The following is a 19,698-nucleotide window of genomic DNA, read 5'->3' on the forward strand; positions in this document are numbered from 1 at the left end:
CCTTCACATGAGTAACTTGCACATCCCCCAGTCGCGCTACGTCCTGCCGTCGTACGTCGAGCGCACCAGCTACGGGATCAAGGAGTCGAACCCGTACAACAAGCTGTACGAAGAGCGGCAGATCATGCTCGGCGTCCAGGTCGACGACGCGTCGGCGAACGACGTGATGGTCCAGCTCCTGCACCTGGAGCACGAGGACCCCGACCGCGACATCATGATCTACATCAACTCGCCGGGTGGCTCGTTCACCGCGCTGATGGCGATCTACGACACCATGCAGTTCGTCCGCCCGGACATCGTGACCATGTGCATCGGCCAGGCCGCCTCGGCCGCCGCGGTGCTGCTGGCCGCCGGCACCCCCGGCAAGCGGCTCGCGCTGCCCAACTCGCGCGTGCTGATCCACCAGCCCGCCACCGAGGGCACCTACGGCCAGGTCTCGGACCTCGAGATCCAGGCCAACGAGATCCAGCGCGTGCGGTCGCTGATGGAGACCACGCTGGCGCACCACACCGGCAAGCCGGTGGACGAGGTCCGCAAGGACGTCGAACGCGACAAGATCCTCACCTCCGAGCAGGCGAAGGAATACGGCATCATCGACGAGGTCGTGCCGTACCGGAAGGCGTCCGCGATCGACGTGTGATCCCGGCACGGGCGGGTGCGTGTCGGCCGACGGCACCACCCGCCCGTGGTCTAGGGTCGCTCGGACGCCACTCGCTCGGCTTGTCTTGCACGGATGCTCCCGTCCGGCGCTTCGGACGGGTACCGTCAGTGGCAACGCTCGCCCGGCGGGCGACGATGGCAGGTACACATTCAGGTGCGGCTTCCCGGCGCACCGGAGGGGACAGGTCAACGGTCATGGCACGGATCGGCGACGGCGGGGACCTGCTGAAGTGTTCTTTCTGCGGGAAGAGCCAGAAACAGGTCAAGAAGCTCATCGCGGGGCCCGGCGTCTACATCTGCGACGAGTGCATCGATCTGTGCAACGAGATCATCGAGGAAGAACTGGCCGAGGCCGGTGACGTCAAGCTCGACGAGCTGCCGAAACCAGCCGAGATCCACGAGTTCCTCGAGAAGTACATCATCGGCCAGGACGACGCCAAGCGCGCGCTCGCGGTAGCGGTCTACAACCACTACAAGCGCATCCAGTCCGAGGACAAGACGGGCACGAAGGATGCCAAGGACGAGCCGGTGGAGCTGGTCAAGTCCAACATCCTGATGCTCGGTCCCACCGGGTGCGGCAAGACCTATCTCGCGCAGACCCTCGCCAAGCTGCTCAACGTGCCGTTCGCCATCGCGGACGCCACGGCGCTGACCGAGGCAGGCTACGTCGGCGAGGACGTCGAGAACATCCTGCTGAAGCTGATCCAGGCCGCTGACTACGACGTCAAGCGCGCCGAGACCGGCATCATCTACATCGACGAGGTCGACAAGATCGCCCGCAAGTCGGAGAACCCGTCCATCACCAGGGACGTCTCCGGCGAGGGCGTGCAGCAGGCGCTGCTGAAGATCCTCGAAGGCACCACCGCTTCGGTGCCGCCGCAGGGCGGGCGCAAGCACCCGCACCAGGAGTTCATCCAGATCGACACCACGAACGTGCTCTTCATCGTGGCCGGTGCGTTCGCCGGCCTGGAGAAGATCATCAACGAGCGCGTCGGCAAGCGCGGGCTCGGGTTCGCGGCGGAGATCAGGACCAAGGCCGAGATCGACAACAGCGACATCTTCTCCGACACGATGCCGGAGGACCTGATCAAGTTCGGGCTCATCCCGGAGTTCATCGGCCGCCTCCCGGTCGTCGCGAGCGTGACGAACCTGGACAAGGACTCGCTGGTCCAGATCCTCACCACCCCGCGCAACGCGCTGGTGAAGCAGTACAAGAAGCTGTTCGAGCTGGACAACGTGGAGCTGGAGTTCACGAAGACCGCGCTCGAGGCGATCGCCGACCAGGCCGTGCTCCGCGGCACCGGCGCCCGCGGCCTCCGCGCGATCATGGAAGAGGTCCTGCAGCCGACCATGTACGACATCCCGAGCCGCGACGACGTGGCGAAGGTCGTCATCACGGAGCAGACCGTCCGGGAGAACGTGAACCCGACGATCGTGTCGCGTCAGCCGTCGCGCCGCCAGCGCAACGAGCGTGGTGAGAAGTCGGCATAGCGGTTTCGGGCCGCACGTGCCTGAGACCGAAGAGAAAACAGCATGAGCGCCACCCGGGTGATCGCCGATGACGTGCAGGGCATCGGCGATCTCGCGCGGCGGCTGACCGTCGGCGTGTACCGGCGGCATCCGCGGTGGTTCCGGACCTACACGGTCGTGCTCGGTGTGCTCACCGTGGTGTGCCTCGCCGGGGCCGGGTTCCGGCTGTCACCCCTGCCCCTCGTGCCCCTGCCGCTCTTCGCCGTCGCCGCCTACGCGCAACGGCGGCTGCGCGCTGTGGGGGAGGGGCACAAGCCCCTGATGATCTGGTCCGGCGTCTACTTCGGCGCGCTGCTGGTGGGCTTCTGGCTCATGTCCGTGATGGCCAGGGTCCTGGACCCCACCGGCACCTAGCCGGGTCCGACTTCGCCGCTCACCGCCCCGAAGGCCGAGATCAGACCGCGTGTACCGGTTTCGCCGGCAGGGGAGCCGGTTCCGCCTTCGCCGGGGGTGGGGTGGCCGGCCAGACGGCGGCGCATCGGGCGCCGCGCTCGGGGGCGTTCGTCGTCAGCAGGTACCGCTCGACGTGGTCCCGGGCGCAGGTGCTGTTGAAGTACTGGCCGTGCCCGATGCCCTCGTACTCCAGCAGTGCGGAGTTGGCGAACTGGTCGGCGACCGCGTAGTTCCAGGCGTGCGGGGTTGCCACGTCGTACCTGCCTTTGACGATCAGGACGGTCGGCGCGCCCAGCACGGAAAGCCGGTGCTGCGTGTTCACCACCTTCGCGGGCCAGCCGAGGCAACTGGTGACGTCGCTCCAGAACGCGGACAGCCTGGTGTGCGGCGCGCGCTGCGCCGCGGCGTCCCGATAGGACTTCAGCTCGGCGTACCCGTGGACGCGCCATTGCCAGTCCTCGCACCAGATCGCCTGGTACGAGTTCTCGGCGAGGTCTTCCTTCGCGGCGGCCACCGCGTTCGACGGGACGCCCTTCGACAGCGCGAGCAACCGGGTCGCCGCGGGGTACCAGTCCTTCTCCGGGGTGTACATCGCGTTCATCAGCTCCGACTGCAGGGCCTCCGAGGTCATCGCCTTGCCGGTCTTCGGGTCGATGAGCGTGCCCTGCTCGGCCTTCGCGAGCACCCCGTCCCACACCTTGCGGACGTCCTCGCCGTGCAGTGCGCAGCCGGAGGTCCTGGCGCACCAGTCGGCGAACGCGGTGAACGAGCCTTCGAGGTCCTCGGTTGCGGTCTCGACGTACCGGCCGCCGGAGCGGAGGCTGTGGTCCATGGTGGAGTCGATGGTCATCGCCCTGATCCGGCCGGGGAACAGTTCGGCGTACTGCTGGCCGACCTGCGTGCCGTACGACGCGCCGTAGAAGCTGAGCCGTTCTTCGCCGAGCGCGCCGCGGATGGCGTCGAGATCGCGGACCGCGCTCGCGGTGTCGACGTGGTCGAACAGCGCCCCGGTGCGCGCGCGGCAGTCCGCGCCGAGCGCGCCGTTGTAGGCGACCAGGTCGCGGTACTGCTGCTCGGTGTCCGGGAACGTCGTCGGTGCCTTGTCGAGCAGTGCCGCGTCGCACTGCACGGCGTGGCTGCGCGAAACCCCGCGCGGGTCCCAGGTGACGACGTCGAAGCGCTGCCGCAGCACGCTGTCCTCGGGCAGCCCCGCCTTCAGCGTGTACTTGTCGATCCCGGACAGGCCGGGGCCGCCTGGTGCGAGGAACAGCACGCCGATCCGGTGCTGCGGGTCGGCCGCCTTGATCCGGCCGATCGCCACGTCGGTCTTTTCGCCAGCGGGTGTCGCCCAGTCGACCGGCACGGTGACGGTGGCGCATTCGCCGCCGATGTCACCGCAGGCATTCCACGCGAGACCGGGCGCGGCGGCGGCCGGGGTGGTCACGACCGCGCCCGCGAGGAGTACTGCGGCGGCGAGGGTGTGTCGGCACACGAAGGATCCTCCCAGTACTGCCAGCCGTCCGGTCGCGGCTGAGCGGGAGGAGACTATCGGAAAGCCACCCGGTGCGGCGCCACGGTTAACTCCTTTGTGGACGGTGCGTGCTCACGCCGTCGAGCTCGGCACGTACTTGCCGAGGAAGCCGACCACGCCGGGTACGGCGGTGCGGTTGAACGCGTCACCGTGTTTGCCGTGCCCGGTGTGCACGACCAGCGGCCGCGCTTCGGTGGCGAAGCGCCGCACGCCGCCGATGAAGCTGTCCTCGGTGCCGCACCACAGCCCGGTCGGGATGTCCCTGGTGGCGGTCAGGTTCTTGAGCGGGTCCATCGACGCCCAGTCGGCCGCGTCGCGGAAGGCCTTGCGCTTGCTCATTTCCTGCCACGAGGTCATCAGCGCCGGCGCGATCGCGGCGATCGCGCGCACGGGCTGCCTGCGCTCGGCGCGCCGCCGCGAGTAGAGGAACGCGCCGAACCCGCCCATCGAAATGCCGGTGCAGGCGAAGGGCAGCCCCTCGGAGCCGCCGAGCCCGCGCTCGCGCAGCCAGCGCGGGACCTCTTCGAGCAGCATCGCCATCGGATCGTCGCCGGGCCGGACCTGGTGCCAGTAGTTGTCGCCACCGTCCACGGCGACGAACCCGTACGGGGGCACCGCGCGCCGGGTGACGTCGTTGCTGAGCTGGCGCTGCAGGCCGGTCGGCGGCGCCTTGCGGGCCGAACCGTGGAGCCCGTGCAGCAGCAGCGACATCGGCAGGTTCTTCTGCGGCGACTTGGCCGGCAGCATGATGAGGAGATCGACCTCACGGCCGCGCGCGGCGGACCACACGCGCTCGACCCTCGTCGCGCCGAGCTGGCCGGTGGGGCCGGAGGACGCGGTGCCGAGCAGCCGCTGGATCGACTCGCCGAACGGAAGCGTGTTCGTGGCGGTACCGACGGCGAACCCCGCGACGCCGAGCGCGGACGCGCCCGCGATCAGCGCGGAGCGGCGGCTGGGCAGCCTGCGCCGAGCCCGCGTCGCGCTCTCCTCGGCCGCTCCGGCCGCCTCGCTGTCGTCCATTCGTCCCCGTCCCCCGACTGCTTCCGTTCTACCACCGCTGCCGACTCATCGTCGGGGGACCCTGCGGTGTTTCGCCTGGTGACTGCGGTCACCCGACCGGTTGCTGTTCGTCAGCGCAGACCGTTCCCCTCGGCGGGAGCACCTTGTCGACCAGGTAGCGCACTTCGTGTCCGGTCGCACACGCGCTGCGCTGCATGGCCGAATGCCCTTCGCCGTCGAACACGAGCAGGCGGGCGTTGTCGAACGTCCTCGAAAGGGCGACCGCGTCCTGGAACGGGGTGTCCGGGTCGCCGATCGTGCCGGTGACCAGGATGGGCGGTGAGCCCGCCGCGTTCCACGGACCGGCGTACCTGCTCAGGCGCGGTGCCTGCCATTGGGTGCACGCCGTCGCGTGCGAGTGGTCGTAGCTCGGCGGGCCGTACCCGAGGGCGGGACCGAGCAGCGGTCCCGTTCGGACGTTCGCGGCGAGCTTGGCGCGGAGCGGCCGCAGGCCACCGGGGAACACCCGATCCATGCATTCGATGGCGGTGTTCGCGGCGAGCAGGTTCACGGTGGAGTCGTCGAACGGTGCCAGCAGCGGCCCGCCGCGCCCTTGCGCGGCCTTCAGTTGCTTGCCGAGGTCCGGCCAGTTCTCCTTGCCTTCGTTCACCGTGAACGACAGCTGGACGGCCATCGTGGCGGCGTTGGCGACGAACGCGCCCTTCTCGTCACGGATCGGGTTCCGATCGAGGTCTCGCTGCATCGACAGGAAACTCTCGGCGGGGTGGCCGTCGCCGAACCCGCAGGCGGCCGGTGCGCCCGCGCACCAGTCGAAGAACCGCGACAGCCCGGCGTCGAGCGCGCGGTACTGGCCGCGGTCGTAGTCGTACGGGCGGTTGGCGTAGGACTCGGGATCGTAGGCGCCATCGAGGGACAGGACGCGGATGTGGCGGGGGAAGAGGTTCGCGTACACCGTGCCGAGGAACGTGCCGTACGAGATCCCGAGGTAGCTCACCTTCTCGTCGCCGACGGCCGCGCGGAGGACGTCGAGGTCGCGGGCGAAGTTCTCCGCGCCGGCGTGCGGCAGGATTCCGCCCGACCGCGCGTAGCACGATTCGTCGAAGTCCTTGGCGCCGGCGACCGCCCTGTCGTAGGCGCCCGGCGCCGGGCGGGCGGTCGCGCCGTCCCAGGAGGCCCGGTACTCCTGCGGGGTCCGGCAGGTGATCGCGGAACTCGCGGCGACGCCGCGCGGGTCGAAGCTGACGATGTCGAACCGCTGGTGCAGTTCGGGCGGGCCGCGGAAACCGTACGCACGGACGAAGCCCTTGGTCGGGCCGCCGGGGCCGCCGGGGTTGATGAACAGGGATCCGATCCGGTGCGCGGGATCGGCGGCGGGCACCCGGTACGCCGCCAGTGCGATCGTGGGCCCGTGCGGCCGCCGGTAGTCGAGCGGTACGACGGCGGTCGCGCATTGGACGCCCTGGCCGCAGTCCGCCCAGGCGAGCCGGGGAACGTCCACTCCGGCCACACCGCCCGGCGCGTCCGGTGCGGCCGTCGCGACCGCGGGCACCGCTGTCACCAGCAGTGCGCAGAACGTTGCGACAATCAGTTTGCGCATGGGCGTGCTCCCGAGGTTCATGAGTCTTTGATCATGAAACCACGTTCGGTGCTGCGCTGGGGAAGGCGTTCAGGTGAATGGCCCGCACCGATAGTCCGACGGTTTCGACCGTGTCGCCGAGGCCGACGGCGTGCTGCTGGGATTCGTGTACGACCACGCCACCGAACGGCTTCCACACAACTGGGCCCCTGCCTGGCGCTCAGACGAACCCGGTGGAATCCTCGGCATAGCTGCGCCCGTTCGGTGCGGTGACGGTGAGTACGCCGGTTTCGCTGTCGGTGGTGAAGGTCCAGCCGGGTTCGTCGCGGAGTAGGTGGTGGACTCGGCAGAGCGGCCGCATGTTGGCTTTGTCGGTGCGTCCGCTGTCTTTCCAGGCGGTGGCGTGGTCGAGGTCGGTGTACTGGGCGGGCCGGGTGCAGCCGGGCATGCTGCAGGTCCGGTGGGTGACGTGGAGGTACTTCCGCATGGCGCTCGGTGGCCGGTAGTTTTTCCGACCGAGGTCGATGGGGAGGCCGGTCATGGGTTCGTCGATGATCCGGTTCCAGACCGAGTCGGCGTCGAAGGCGATCGCCCGCGCCATCTCCGGTGAGATGCCACCACACCCCGCGAGTTCGGCGGGGTTGTCGCGCAGTCCCAGCAGGGTTGGCAGGTCGATGTGGACGAAGATCTGGGCTTTCGGCTTGCCCGCACACCCGTGGCCACCCAGGCAGTGTTCGACCAGTGCATCCAAGCGCAATTGATCCATGGTGCGCTTGTCGCCTTGGCGCTTTTTCGCGAGCGCGTCTCGGTCGCAGGCGGCGTACAGCGCTTGCGCCCGATCGGAAGGAAGTTCGGCGAACAGGGTCGACGATCCGTGATCCCCATGCCGGATTTCTAACCTCCGCGCCGCCACTTTCTCTTGCCGTCGCCGCTCATATCCTTCAGGGTCAACTCGCATCAGCAGCGAGTTGACCAACCTGCGCAGTGCGGGCGGATTCCGGTTCTCGAACCTCCCCACCAATCTGGCATCGACTTCGGCGGCTACTTCTTTCGATGCACACGCGGTCGCCTCGAACACCCGGGAGGCCGCGTACTCGTCAATGAGCCCTGCTTCCATCGCCGCCAGGGTGCAGGGCAGGTATGAGGTCAACGCGTCAGCGAGCGCCACCTTCCGCCGCAGCGTGCGTCACGGCATGCAGCAGTGCCACTTGCCCCACGGTGGATCTTCGTGAGGACACTTGCTCCATCTCCGCTATTTCGCGCAGCAGCATTGCCTGCTGATACCGAATAACCCGCAACCGCCGAGCCGCGGAGTCGGAAAGCGCACGAACCCGATAAAACTCTTCTTCGGTAGACATGCCACAATTCTACCGCCCCGCAAAACACTTTCCGTCACCCAATCAGGTGCACGAAAGATCGCAGCTTTTCCACAACGGGACCACAACGACACGGAAGCCAAACAACAACCGGGACCGGCAATGCGTCGGGAACGGCACATCAAGGCGACCAAAGAGATTCGTTCCACAGTAAACCCTCACCGAGCCCACCAAACACGCGAACAAAGCAACCCCGAAACCCCGAAAAAATCAGGTCAAAACCCGAAAATCCCCCGTATAAAGATTCATGGACTCCCCCCGCAAAAACCCAACGAGGGAAATCCCCTCCTCCTCAGCCAACTCCGCCGCCAGTGAAGAAGGAGCAGACACCGCAGCCAACAACGGAATCCCCGCCATAGCCGCCTTCTGCACCAGCTCGAACGACGCCCGCCCCGACACCAGAAGACCGACCCCGCCAAGAGGCACCCGCCCCTCCAGCAGGGCCCACCCCAAAACCTTGTCGACAGCGTTGTGCCGACCGATGTCCTCCCGGACGACGAGCAGCTCACCCGAGGAGTCGAACAACGCGGCAGCGTGCAGCCCGCCCGTCTGCGCGAACACCTTCTGGCGTGCGCGCAACGCGTCGGGGAGGGAGGCGAGCACGTCGGCTTCGATGGCGAAGGTCGAGGACGCGGGGGAGAACCTGGTCTTCAGGCGCACCGCGTCGAGCGCGGCCTTCCCGCACACGCCGCAGGACGACGTCGTGTAGAAGTTGCGCTCCACTCCCGTTTCGGGCGGTGGCACGCCCTCGGACAACGCGAGGTCGAGCACGTTGTAGGTGTTGCGGCCCGCCTCGTCGACGCCGTCGCAGTAGCGGGCGGTCAGCACGTCCTCGCGGTCGCCGATGACACCCTCGGAAAGCAGGAACCCGTGTGCCAGTTCGACGTCGTTCCCCGGGGTGCGCATGGTGACCGCGAGTGCCCTGCCGCCGACCCTGATCTCCATCGGTTCCTCGGCGGCCAGCGTGTCGGCGCGACGTAGGTCACCGCTGGTGGTGAGCTTGCGCACCGGGCGCCGGACAGTCAGACGGCCCATGCCCCCACCCTACCGAGTCCACCTCGTATGACGCCTGTTTTGCATCGCGACACGATCAAGTAATACATTGCTGACCCGCACCTGGAGGAGGCGCCCGATGGCAGTGAGCTTCCTGAAGACTCCCGCACCGGTGAACTGGAGCCGATGGCTGGTCCCACCGGCCGCGCTCGCCGTGCACCTGTCGATCGGGCAGGCCTACGCGTGGAGCGTGTTCAAGCCCGCGCTGGAGAAGGCGCTGCACCTGACCGGCACGCAGAGCGCGCTCCCGTTCCAGCTCGGCATCGTGATGCTGGGCCTGTCCGCGGCCTTCGGCGGGACCATGGTCGAACGGAACGGCCCGCGCTGGGCGATGTTCGTGTCCATGACCTGCTTCTCGGCCGGGTTCCTGATCTCCGCGCTCGGCGTCGCCACCTCGCAGTACTGGCTGGTGGTCGTCGGGTACGGCTTCGTCGGCGGCATCGGGCTCGGCATCGGCTACATCTCGCCGGTGTCCACCCTGATCAAGTGGTTCCCCGACCGGCCGGGCATGGCGACCGGCATCGCCATCATGGGGTTCGGCGGCGGCGCGCTCATCGCGACGCCGTGGTCGTCCCAGATGCTGGAGTCGTTCGGCGCGGGCACCGGCGGCATCGCGGCGGCGTTCCTGGTCCATGGCGTGGTGTACGCGATCTTCATGAGCCTCGGCGTGTTGCTGATCCGGGTGCCGGAGCCGGGGTGGAAGCCCGCGGGCTGGGAACCGGTCGACCACGGCAGGCCGATGATCTCCCAGGCCGACGTGTCCGCGGCGAACGCGATCAAGACGCCGCAGTTCTGGCTGCTGTGGGTGGTGCTGTGCTTCAACGTCACGGCGGGCATCGGCATCCTGGAGAAGGCTTCGCCGATGATCACCGACTTCTTCAAGCAGACGTCGGCGCCGATCGCCACCGCGGCCGCGGGCGGGTTCGTGGCGCTGCTGTCGCTGACCAACATGCTCGGCCGGTTCGTCTGGTCGTCCACATCGGACCTGATCGGGCGCAAGAACATCTACCGCGTCTACCTCGGCGCCGGCGCGCTGCTGTACCTGGTGATCGCGCTGACCACGAACTCGTCGAAGGTGCTGTTCGTGGTGTGCGCCGGGGTGATCCTGTCGTTCTACGGCGGCGGGTTCGCGACCGTGCCCGCGTACCTGAAGGACCTGTTCGGCACCTACCAGGTCGGCGCCATCCACGGCAGGCTGCTCACCGCGTGGTCGGCGGCCGGTGTGCTGGGGCCGCTGATCGTGAACGCGATCGCGGACAGCGGGAAGAGCGACGGCAAGCAGGGGCCCGATCTGTACGGCACCTCGTTCATCATCATGATCTGCCTGCTGGCGGCCGGGTTCGTGGCGAACGAGCTGGTCGGCCCGGTCAACCCGAAGTACCACGAGCCGCGGAAGCAGGCGGCTGTTCCGGTGGGGGAGTCGTCGTGAACCGTCGAGCGCTGATGATCGTGGCCTGGCTGTGGGTCGGCATTCCGTTCGCCTATGGTGTGTACGAGCTGGTGCTCAAGGTGGTGCAGCTGTTCGGCGGATGAGGGGCGCGGATGAGATCTCGCGGTGTTCTGGTGACCGGTGCGTCGAAGGGCATCGGCAGGGCCGTCGCCGAGGCGTTCGCGGCGGGCGGTGACCGGGTCGCGGTGCACTTCCACGCCGACCGCGCGGCCGCGGAGGCGGTGCTCGCCGGGCTCCCCGGCACCGGTCACGTGGTGCTCGGTGCCGATATCGCCGATCCGGAGGCCGCGCGCCGCCTGGCCGACGAGGCGGAGTCCTCCCTCGGCGGTGTCGACGTGCTGGTGAACAACGCCGGAGTCGCGACCTCGGCGGCGAACGCCCACCGGGTGACCGAGGTGTCCTATGCGGACTGGCAGCGGGCGTGGCGGCAGAACCTGGACGTCAACGTGGCGGGCACCGCGAACCTGAGCTACTGCGTGGCACGGCACATGGTCGCCCGCGGCGCGGCGGGCCGGATCGTCAACGTCGGCTCGCGCGGTGCGTTCCGCGGCGAAGCCGATCACCCCGCCTACGGCGCCAGCAAGGCGGCCCTGCACGCCCTCGGTCAGTCACTGGCGCTTTCCCTTGCCCCGGAGGGGATATCCGTGACGTCGGTGGCGCCCGGCTTCACCGAGACGGAGCGGGTCGCGGACCGGCTTGCCGGGGACGGGGGAGTGGACCTGCGCGGGCAGAGCCCGTTCGGGCGCGTCGGACGGCCGGCGGAAATCGCCGCCGCGGTCGTCTACCTCGCCTCACCGGACGCGACCTGGGCCTCCGGCACGATCCTCGACCTCAACGGCGCGTCCCACCTGCGAACCTGAGGCCGTCACAGGTCCAGCACGAGATCGGTCACAGGGCGGGCGCAGCACACGAGCGCGGTACCGGGTGACGGCGGCTCCAGCGGATCGGGTCCATATCGGACGGTGCCGGAGAGGACCGGGGTCTGGCAGGTGTGGCAGACCCCGGTGCGGCAGGACCACCGGGTCGGCACGTCGCAGGCTTCGGCGAGTTCGAGCACGGAGGCGCGGTCGTCGCGCCACGGGACGGTGAGCCCGCTGCGGGCGAACGTGACCCGGGGCCCGGTGCCGGTGGCGCCGGGTGGCTGGTGCGGCGCGGGAGCGTCGGCACCGGTGAGCCCGGGGTTGATCGGCGGCAGCGCGCCGAACAGTTCCGTGTGGATCCGAGCGGGGTCGAGGCCGATCCGGACGAGCGCGTCGCGCATGGCCGTCATGAACGGGCCGGGTCCGCACAGGTAAGCGGTCGCGTGCACGGGTAACCCGAGCGCGGCCAGGGTGTCGTGGTCGAGGCGGCCGGTCGCCGCGGTGTAGTAGACGTGTTCGTGGCTTCCGTCGAGCCCGTCGAGCAACTGGTGGGCCTCGACGGCGAAAGCGTGTTCGGTGGCTGAGCGAGCGGTGTGCAGCCACCAGATTTCGCGCCGGCTCCGTCGCGCCGCGAGTGCGTGCAGCATCGCCAGCACCGGGGTGACCCCGACCCCGGCGGAGAGCAGCAGGACGGGCGCGGCTTCGTGGTCTTCCGGCGACAGGAAGAAATCACCCCGTGGCGCGGCGGCCTCCACGGTGTCGCCGACGCGCAGCCGGGCGTGGAGGTACGTGCTGGCGACGCCGTGCGCTTCGCGTTTGACGCTGATGCGGTACTCGGCGTCCGACGGCGCGGAGGACAGCGAATAGGTGCGCACCGGTGGTGGATCGGCGGCGTCGGCGAGCCGCAGCGTGAGGTACTGCCCTGGCTCGGGGCTGGCCAGCGGTGCGCCGTCGTCGGCGGCGAGGTGGATCGACGAAACGGTGGCGCTTTCGGACACGATCCGGGAGACGCGCAGCGGGCGGAAGCCGGTCCAGCGGCCGGAATCCGAGCCGGCGGGCGCCGGGTGTTCGACCGCGTCGAGCAGCTCGCGGAACGAGCCTTGCCAGCCCTGGCTCAGCGCGGGGATGTCGACGGCTTCGCGAAGCCGGCCCACGTCACGGTCGGGAAGGTAGAGCAGCGCGTCGATCGCGGCGACACTCATCCGGTGCCTGCCGACCCTGGTGCGGGCGATCTCGTCACCGGCTCGCACGGGGCCTTCGGTGATGACCCTGAGGTAGAAGCCGGGCCGGTGGTGGGCGACGAGCAGCGAGGGCAGCCGCGGCTCGCCGAGGCGCATGCCGACCCGATAGCACGTGACGCGCGGCTGGCTGACCTCGAACTCGGCCTCCCCGATGCGGTAGCGGTCGCCGATGTGCACCTCGTCGTCGGTCAGGCCGTCGACGGTGAAGTTCTCGCCGAACTGGCCGTATTCGAGGTCGTCGCGCCCGAGGTGGCTCCGCCAGAAGTCGTAGGACTGGCGCTGGTAGACGAGTACGGCGCGCATTTCGCCGCCGTGCCCGCCGAGATCGCCCTGCCCGTCACCGTCGATGTTGAGCTTGCGGGCCATCCGCGGCCCCTCGACGGGATACTTGAAGATTCCCGTGTGGACAGTCTTGCCATGCCACGGCACATCCGCTGGCATACCGACGTTCAGCGAGAGCAGGCGTGCCACCACGTCTTCCTCCTCAGTCCACTGTGGAATTACGGGTGCGCTGGTAGTGCCTGCGCGCCTTCATGCGGTTCCCGCAGACCGCCATCGAGCACCAGCGGGCGCGGTTCGGCTTGCTGTGGTCGATCAGGAACAACCGGCAGTCCGGGTTGGCGCACGGGCGAAGGCGGCCAGGGCCGGAGACGCGCAGCGCGTCCCAGGCGAGTACGGCGCGCGCCGCCGCGCGCCTTCCTGCGGGCACGTCCAGTGTCCATTCGACACCGTCGCCGGTGAGCGAAGCGCGATAGTGCACGCCGTCGACGAAGCCGGCGAGCGACGCCGGGACCTCCTCGCCACGGACGACGTCCTGCAGCGTCGAGCGCACGTCGAGCAGCGACCGCCATTCGTCATCGGAGGCCGGTTGCCCGTGTCCGGTGAGCCAGCGCGCGCCCGCCCCGGCGTCGGCGAGTTCGTCACGGGGCGACCCGTCGACGACCGGCGTCGTGTTCAGCAGATCGAGCAGCAGTGTCTCGTCGGTTTCGGTCACCATCGAAGTCTAACCTCCAAACCAGGTCTTGACAGGTTATAGCGTGTCATGATTCTGTCTAACCATCAAACATTGGCAAAGGGGTTAGAGATGACCGTCGTTCACCACCGCTACGCGGCCGTCCACGGCCAGGAGCTGTTCTACCGGGAGGCCGGTCCCGCCGACGCCCCCGCGATCGTGCTGCTGCACGGCTTCCCGACCAGTTCGTTCATGTTCCGCAACCTGATCCCCGCGCTGGCCGACCGCTACCACGTGCTCGCGCCGGACCACCTCGGATTCGGGTTGTCCGCGGCCCCGTCCGCCGGCGAGTTCGACTACACCTTCGACGCGCTGGCCGGACTGACCGCCGGGCTGCTCGATCACCTCGGCGTGACGCGCTACGCCCTGTACGTCCAGGACTACGGCGCCCCGATCGGCTGGCGCCTGGCGCTGGCCGATCCGTCGGCCGTCACCGCGATCGTCACGCAGAACGGCAACGGCTACGACGCCGGATTCGTACCGGGTTTCTGGAAGACCGTGTGGGACTACCAGCGGGAGCAGACACCCGAAACCGAAGCCGGTATCCGCACCGCGCTGACGCTGGAGGCCATCCGGTGGCAGTACCTCACCGGCGTCTCCGACGACAGCCTGGTCAGCCCGGACACCTGGCACCACGACTTCGCGAAGCTGTCCCGGCCGGGCAACGACGCGATCCAGCTCGCGCTCTTCCGCGACTACGCGACGAATCCGCCGCTGTACCCGGCACTGCACGAGTACCTGCGCCGGGGCCGCCCGCCGGTGCTGGCGGTGTGGGGCAAGGGTGACGAGATCTTCGGCCCGGACGGCGCCCGCGCGTTCGCCGAAGACGTCCCGGACGCCGAGATCCACCTCCTCGACGGCGGGCACTTCCTGCTGGAGAGCGCGGGCGACGAGGTCGCCGCACTGATCCGCGACTTCCTGGCGCGCAGGACGGCCGGGCAGCCTGCCGCGTAGCAAGCAATAGCCGGACGTCGTGCTGCGGCACGAACCCGGCGTGTTCGTCCGCGTCATCGTCCACAAAGGAATGGAGAAACCGAAGTGCCCGCATCATTGGAAGACCGCACCGTCCTCGTCATCGGCCGCGGCAGCGGCATCGCCCGCGCGGTCGCACTGTCCATCCGGGACGCGGGCGGCACCGTCGTGGTGGCAGGGCGGGATGGACGGGCCCTCGCGGCGGCCTACGACGAGCCCGGTATCACCGCCGCGCAGGTCGATCTGACCGACGAGACCAGCATCGCCGCGCTGGCCGAACGGCTCGGCCGGGTCGACCACGTCGTGTCGACCGCGTCGGCCCGTGCCCGCGGTGCCGTCGGCGACCTCGGCCACGAGACCGTCTTGACCTCCTTCGACGTCAAGGTCGTCGGCCCGATCCTGCTCGCCAAGCACTTCGCGCCGCGCCTGCCAACGGACGGCTCGTTCGTCTTCTTCTCCGGCTCGTCGGCCCGCAAGCCCGCGGCGGGCATGCTCGCGGTGGGGGCGACCAACGCCGCGGTCGACGCGGTGACCAGGGGGCTCGCGGTCGAGCTGGCCCCGGTGCGGGTCAACGCGATCTCACCCGGCACCGTCGACAGCGGTGCCTACGACGGCCTCGGCGAGCGCAAGAAAGCCGAGCTGTTCGCCGCGCGCGAGGCGGGCAACCCGGTGCGCCGCATCGGAAGTCCCGAGGACATCGCCGGCGCCGTCGTCTTCGCGCTCACCACGACCTTCCTGACCGGCGCCTCGCTCGGCATCGACGGCGGTGAGCCCCTCGTCTGAACGGCCGGATCACCGGGGCGCGGTCAGCCGCACCACGATGCTCTTCGACGCCGGCGTGTTCGAGGTGTCCGCCACCGAGTCCAGCGGTACCAACGCGTTGGCCTCGGGGAAGTACGCGGCCGCGCACCCGCGCGCGGTCGGGTACGCCACGACGCGGAAGCGTTCGGCGCGCCGCTCCGCACCGTCCCATTCGGACACCAGGTCGACCAGTTCGCCGTCGCCGAAGTTGAGGTCGGCGAGGTCTTCGGGGTTGACGAAGACCACGCGCCGCCCGTCCTCGATCCCGCGGTAGCGGTCCGACAGGCCGTAGATCGTGGTGTTGTACTGGTCGTGGCTGCGCATCGTCTGCAGGAGCAGGCGGCCGGCCGGCAGTGCGGGGTATTCCAGTTCGTTGGCCGTGAAGGTGGCCTTGCCGGTCTTGGTCCCGGTGAACTGCCGCGAGTCGCGCGGCGCGTTCGGGAGCACGAAACCGTCCGGCTCGCGCACCCTGGCGTTGTAGTCCTGGCAGCCCGGCACCACGCGGGCGATCCGGTCGCGGATCAGGTCGTAGTCGGCTTCGAAGTCCCGCCACGGCACGGCGTGGTCTTCGCCGAGCACCTTGCGGGCGAGGCGGCAGACGATCGCCACCTCGGACAGCAGGCAGTCCGACGCCGGGGCCAGCCGTCCCCGCGAGGTGTGCACGGCCGACATCGAGTCCTCCACGCTGACGAACTGCTCACCGCCGGCCTGGACGTCGCGTTCGGTGCGGCCCAGCGTCGGCAGGATCAGCGCGGTCCGGCCCGGCACGACGTGCGAGCGGTTCAGCTTCGTCGACACCTGCACGGTCATCTCGCAGGCCCGCAGTGCCTGCGCGGTCAGGTCCGAATCCGGTGTCGCGGACGCGAAGTTGCCGCCCATGGCGAAGAAGACCTTGCCGGTACCGTCGCGCATGGCCCTGATCGAATCGACGGTGTCCCAGCCGTGCTTGCGCGGCACGGTGATCGAGAACTCCTCGTCCAGACTGTCCATGAAGGACTCGGGCATCTTCTCCCACACGCCCATGGTCCGGTCGCCCTGGACGTTGGAGTGGCCGCGCACCGGGCACAGGCCGGCGCCAGGCTTGCCGATCATCCCGCGCAGCAGCGCGACGTTCGCGACCTCTTTGATCGTGGGGACGGCGTGCTTGTGCTGGGTCAGTCCCATCGCCCAGCAGTAGACGGTCCGCTCGGACTCCGCGATCATGCGGGCGAGCCGCACGATCTGCTCGCGGTCGAGCCCGGTGGCCTCGTCGACCTCGGCCCAGTCCAGGTCCTTGATCGCGGCCGCGTACTCGGCGTACCCGTCGGTGGAGCCGTCCAGGAAGTCCTGGTCCACCACGGTCCCAGGAGCGGCCTCCTCCCACGCCAGCAGCAGATGCCCGATCGCCTGGAACAGCGCCAGGTCGCCGCCGAGCCGGATCTGGGCGAACTCGTCGGCGAGCGGGCTGCCCTTGCCCACCACGCCGCGCACGTTCTGCGGGTTCTTGAAGCGCATCAGCCCCGCTTCCGGCAGCGGGTTCACGGCGATGATCTTCGCGCCGTTCTTCTTCGCCTCTTCCAGCGCCGAGAGCATCCGCGGGTGGTTGGTCCCCGGGTTCTGGCCCACCACGACGATCAGGTCGGACCGGTGGATGTCGGCGAGGCTCACCGAGCCCTTGCCGATGCCCGTCGTCGTGGACAGCGCCGCCCCGGACGATTCGTGGCACATGTTCGAGCAGTCCGGCAGGTTGTTGGTGCCGAACGAGCGGACCAGGAGCTGGTAGGCGAACGCGGCCTCGTTGCTGGTGCGCCCGGAGGTGTAGAAGATCGCTTCGTCCGGAGTGGACAGCGAGTTGAGCTGGTCGGCGAGGAGGCCGAAGGCTTCGTCCCAGGTGACGGGCTCGTAGTGGGTGCCGCCTTCCCGGAGCACCATCGGGTGCGTCAGGCGGCCCTGCTGACCGAGCCAGTAGTCGGTCTTCCCGGCCAGCTCGGCGACCGGGTGCTGAGCGAAGAACTCGGGCCCGACGCGGCGTTTCGTCGCCTCTTCGGCGACCGCCTTCGCGCCGTTCTCGCAGAACTCGGCGAGCTTGCGGTGCTCGCCGTCCACCTCGCGGGGTTCCGGCCACGCGCAGCCGGGGCAGTCGAACCCGTCGCGCTGGTTCAGCAGCCGGAGGGTCCTGACCGTGCGGGCCGCGCCCATCTGCTCGACCCCGCGTGCCAGTGAGACCGCGACCCCGGGGATCCCCGCCGCCCACGTCTTGGGCTGGTGGACCTCGATGCCGGCTTCGTCGATGTCATGCTTCGGCGCGTTCCTCGTCACGGCTCCCATGGTGCGCCTTCACCTCGTCGTTCGCGACCACGGGGCCCCGGAGACGGCGGTCGAGCACGGTGACGGCGAGCAGCAGCGCGCTCACCCCGACGAGCACCCACGAGAGGTGGTGCAGGCCCGCCGAGCTGGCGTGGGTGCCGAAGCACAGCGCGATGAGCGTCGACGAGGCGATCGCGCCGAGGTACTGTGCGGACCGGAACAGCCCGCTGGCGGTGCCGATCTGGGACGCGGGCGCCTGCGCGTAAAGCATCGTCTGGTTCGTCACACTCGTCATGCCCTGCGCGACGCCGAAGACGGCGGCCACGGCCACCAGCACGATCATCGGCGTCTCCGCGCCGAGGAGCTGCAGCAGCGCCGACCCGGTGAGCACCGCGAGCGCGGTCACGGTCAGCCTGGCGCGGATCCCGGTCGCCCTGCCGGACAGCGCCGCCGCGGCGACCGCGACCGCGGACATCGGCAGGAGCAGCGCCCCGGCACCCGATTCGCTGAGGCCCCGCGTCGATTCGAGCCACTGCACGTAGCCGAACATGATCGAGTAGACGACGAGGAAGGCGAGCGACTGCCGCAGGTAGGTGCGCAGCAGCGGCCCGTTCGCGGCCAGCACCCGCAGGTCGATGAACGGGTGGCGGCTTCGCAGCTCGACCACGGTGAACGCCGTGCCCAGCGCTGCGGCCGCCGCGAGGTACCCGAGATCCGCCACCGACGGGTCCATCACGAAGAACAGCACGGCCAGCAGGGTCAGCGAGAAGAGCGCGATCCCGGCGCCGTCGATGCCCCGTGCCGTGCCACCGGCCCCGTCCTCGGGTACCCACAGCACGGCCAGCACCAGCGACAGCCCGGCGAGCGGGATGTTCACCGCGAAGATCGCGGGCCAGCCGAACAGCGCGATCAGCGCGCCGCCGAGCGTCGGCCCGATCACCATGATCGTCTGCGATGACATCGACAGCAGCGAGAGGACACGCGCGGGCACACCCTGCCCGGTCTGCTCGGCGCGCTTGCGGAGAACGGCCATCGCCGCCGGGAACCCCGCGCACGTGCCGACGCCGAGCACGATCCGGACGCCGATCAGCCAGCCGAGCGAGAACGCGAAGATCCCGGCGATCCCGGCCGCCATCACGAGCACGGCCCCGGCGAGCAGGACCCGTCTCGCCCCGAACCGGTCGACGAACAGCCCGACGACCGGCTGGCCGACGGCCGTGGCGAGGTACAGCCCGGAGATCAGCCACGCGGTCTGGCCCGGTCCGGCGCCGAAGGTCTGGCCGATCGGGACGAGCGCGACCGCGATGAGCGTCGAGTTGATCGGGTTGAGGATCGCGCTGGCGACCAGGGGAGTGATCATCCTGGCGCCGAAGCGCTTCGAAGCCGCGGTGGGCGTGGTGCCTCCTAGAGCTGGGCGAGCCGGTGCAGGAGCGGGATCGCTTCGGCGAGGGTGCGCCGTTCGGCCGGGGTGAGTTCGGCGGTGATGCCGCGCGCGATCCATTCGTCGCGGTGCTGGCGCAGGCCGCGCACGGTCTTCTCGCCGAGTTCCGAGGCCGAGATCAGCACGCGGCGGCCGTCACCGGGGTCGCGGATCTTGGTGAGGTGGCCGAGTTCGTCGAGCGCGGCGAGCGTGGCGCCCATGGACTGCTGCCGGACGTGCTCGGCGGCGGCCAGTTCGCCCTGCGTGGCGGCGCCGTCCCGGACGAGCCTGCCCAGCACGGCGGTCTGCGACGGCGTCAGTACCTCCGCGTTGTCGACCTGGCGCAGCCTGCGGTGCAGCTGGCCGACGGTGCCGCGGAGCTGCCCGGCGAGTTCGGCCACCTGGTTCGGAACCCTGGTCATAACAACAGTCTAGACTGTGAAGCCCGTCCTGTGCATCCTGCCCATGGGCGCACTCCGTGACGACGGCGGGGGAGCGGTTCGTAGACTTACCGGTT

19 protein-coding genes are annotated in these 19,698 nt (G+C 69.4%); 8 read left to right on the forward strand and 11 right to left on the reverse strand.

Translation table 11 applies throughout. The features are described from left to right. The first annotated feature begins 7 nt into the window (after positions 1-7). From ABD256_RS09040 to ABD256_RS09050, 3 genes are all read left to right on the forward strand, one after another. Positions 8-640: an ATP-dependent Clp protease proteolytic subunit gene (locus ABD256_RS09040; protein WP_344415592.1), complete on the forward strand. Its 633-nt coding sequence runs from the start codon at positions 8-10 to the stop codon at positions 638-640. Between the two features lie 215 nt (positions 641-855). Further along, a complete protein-coding gene (gene clpX / locus ABD256_RS09045; protein WP_344415594.1) occupies positions 856-2,151 on the forward strand; it encodes an ATP-dependent Clp protease ATP-binding subunit ClpX in 1,296 nt (431 codons plus the stop codon). 42 nt (positions 2,152-2,193) lie between these two features. Continuing rightward, the gene (locus ABD256_RS09050) at positions 2,194-2,544 is read left to right on the forward strand and encodes a hypothetical protein (RefSeq protein ID WP_344415596.1); all 351 of its coding nucleotides are present in this window, start codon (positions 2,194-2,196) and stop codon (positions 2,542-2,544) included. A gap of 40 nt (positions 2,545-2,584) precedes the next feature. On the opposite strand, the gene ABD256_RS09055 is transcribed toward ABD256_RS09050, so the two are convergent. The 6 genes from ABD256_RS09055 to fdhD form a co-directional block, all read right to left on the reverse strand. Continuing rightward, complete coding sequence (locus ABD256_RS09055) at positions 2,585-4,075, reverse strand: alpha/beta hydrolase (protein ID WP_344415598.1); 1,491 nt, start codon at positions 4,073-4,075, stop codon at positions 2,585-2,587. A gap of 111 nt (positions 4,076-4,186) precedes the next feature. Continuing rightward, a complete protein-coding gene (locus ABD256_RS09060) occupies positions 4,187-5,134 on the reverse strand; it encodes an alpha/beta hydrolase (RefSeq protein WP_344415600.1) in 948 nt (315 codons plus the stop codon). Positions 5,135-5,222: 88 nt separating this feature from the next. Then, positions 5,223-6,731, reverse strand: a complete 1,509-nt coding sequence (locus ABD256_RS09065) for an alpha/beta fold hydrolase (protein ID WP_344415602.1) — start codon at positions 6,729-6,731, stop codon at positions 5,223-5,225. A gap of 199 nt (positions 6,732-6,930) precedes the next feature. Beyond that, a complete protein-coding gene (locus ABD256_RS09070; protein ID WP_344415604.1) occupies positions 6,931-7,878 on the reverse strand; it encodes an HNH endonuclease signature motif containing protein in 948 nt (315 codons plus the stop codon). Further along, positions 7,865-8,068, reverse strand: coding sequence for a hypothetical protein (locus tag ABD256_RS09075; protein ID WP_344415606.1), 204 nt, complete (start codon positions 8,066-8,068; stop codon positions 7,865-7,867). The genes ABD256_RS09070 and ABD256_RS09075 overlap by 14 nt, the downstream gene beginning before the upstream one ends. Positions 8,069-8,296: 228 nt before the next feature. Further along, the gene (fdhD, locus tag ABD256_RS09080; RefSeq protein WP_344415608.1) at positions 8,297-9,121 is read right to left on the reverse strand and encodes a formate dehydrogenase accessory sulfurtransferase FdhD; all 825 of its coding nucleotides are present in this window, start codon (positions 9,119-9,121) and stop codon (positions 8,297-8,299) included. Positions 9,122-9,218: 97 nt separating this feature from the next. On the opposite strand from fdhD, the gene ABD256_RS09085 reads away from it, so the two are divergent. The 3 genes from ABD256_RS09085 to ABD256_RS09090 are packed head-to-tail and all read left to right on the forward strand — an operon-like array spanning position 9,219 to position 11,449. Further along, positions 9,219-10,568, forward strand: coding sequence for an L-lactate MFS transporter (locus tag ABD256_RS09085; protein WP_344415610.1), 1,350 nt, complete (start codon positions 9,219-9,221; stop codon positions 10,566-10,568). Positions 10,569-10,582: 14 nt separating this feature from the next. After that, positions 10,583-10,672 carry an MFS transporter small subunit gene (locus tag ABD256_RS44365; RefSeq protein WP_425546421.1) on the forward strand — a complete coding sequence of 30 codons (90 nt, stop codon included), beginning with the start codon at positions 10,583-10,585 and terminating at the stop codon, positions 10,670-10,672. A 9-nt stretch (positions 10,673-10,681) separates the two neighbouring features. Continuing rightward, positions 10,682-11,449, forward strand: coding sequence for an SDR family NAD(P)-dependent oxidoreductase (locus tag ABD256_RS09090; protein ID WP_344415612.1), 768 nt, complete (start codon positions 10,682-10,684; stop codon positions 11,447-11,449). 5 nt (positions 11,450-11,454) lie between these two features. On the opposite strand, the gene ABD256_RS09095 is transcribed toward ABD256_RS09090, so the two are convergent. Both ABD256_RS09095 and ABD256_RS09100 read right to left on the reverse strand, forming a co-directional pair. Continuing rightward, on the reverse strand, positions 11,455-13,056 hold the full coding sequence (locus ABD256_RS09095) for an MOSC domain-containing protein (protein WP_344415615.1): 1,602 nt from the start codon (positions 13,054-13,056) through the stop codon (positions 11,455-11,457). A 118-nt stretch (positions 13,057-13,174) separates the two neighbouring features. Next, positions 13,175-13,687, reverse strand: coding sequence for a CGNR zinc finger domain-containing protein (locus tag ABD256_RS09100; protein WP_344415617.1), 513 nt, complete (start codon positions 13,685-13,687; stop codon positions 13,175-13,177). A gap of 87 nt (positions 13,688-13,774) precedes the next feature. Here ABD256_RS09100 and ABD256_RS09105 point away from each other — a divergent pair, with 87 nt between their 5' ends. Together ABD256_RS09105 and ABD256_RS09110 are read left to right on the forward strand one after the other, a co-directional pair. Continuing rightward, a complete protein-coding gene (locus ABD256_RS09105; protein WP_344415619.1) occupies positions 13,775-14,656 on the forward strand; it encodes an alpha/beta fold hydrolase in 882 nt (293 codons plus the stop codon). Positions 14,657-14,740: 84 nt separating this feature from the next. Continuing rightward, positions 14,741-15,457 (forward strand): SDR family oxidoreductase, encoded by a 717-nt coding sequence (locus tag ABD256_RS09110; protein WP_344415622.1) that lies wholly within the window; start codon positions 14,741-14,743, stop codon positions 15,455-15,457. Between the two features lie 9 nt (positions 15,458-15,466). Here ABD256_RS09110 and ABD256_RS09115 read toward each other — a convergent pair whose 3' ends face one another. From ABD256_RS09115 to ABD256_RS09125, 3 genes are read right to left on the reverse strand one after another with little or no spacing between them, the layout of a single operon-like run. Continuing rightward, the gene (locus ABD256_RS09115) at positions 15,467-17,773 is read right to left on the reverse strand and encodes an FdhF/YdeP family oxidoreductase (protein WP_344415624.1); all 2,307 of its coding nucleotides are present in this window, start codon (positions 17,771-17,773) and stop codon (positions 15,467-15,469) included. Next, positions 17,748-19,121 carry an MFS transporter gene (locus ABD256_RS09120; protein WP_344415626.1) on the reverse strand — a complete coding sequence of 458 codons (1,374 nt, stop codon included), beginning with the start codon at positions 19,119-19,121 and terminating at the stop codon, positions 17,748-17,750. The genes ABD256_RS09115 and ABD256_RS09120 overlap by 26 nt, the downstream gene beginning before the upstream one ends. A 44-nt stretch (positions 19,122-19,165) precedes the next feature. Beyond that, positions 19,166-19,603 carry a MarR family winged helix-turn-helix transcriptional regulator gene (locus ABD256_RS09125; protein ID WP_344415628.1) on the reverse strand — a complete coding sequence of 146 codons (438 nt, stop codon included), beginning with the start codon at positions 19,601-19,603 and terminating at the stop codon, positions 19,166-19,168. Positions 19,604-19,698: the final 95 nt, after the last annotated feature.

It is taken from the genome of Amycolatopsis minnesotensis (assembly GCF_039529815.1).
Lineage (GTDB): Bacteria > Actinomycetota > Actinomycetes > Mycobacteriales > Pseudonocardiaceae > Amycolatopsis > Amycolatopsis minnesotensis.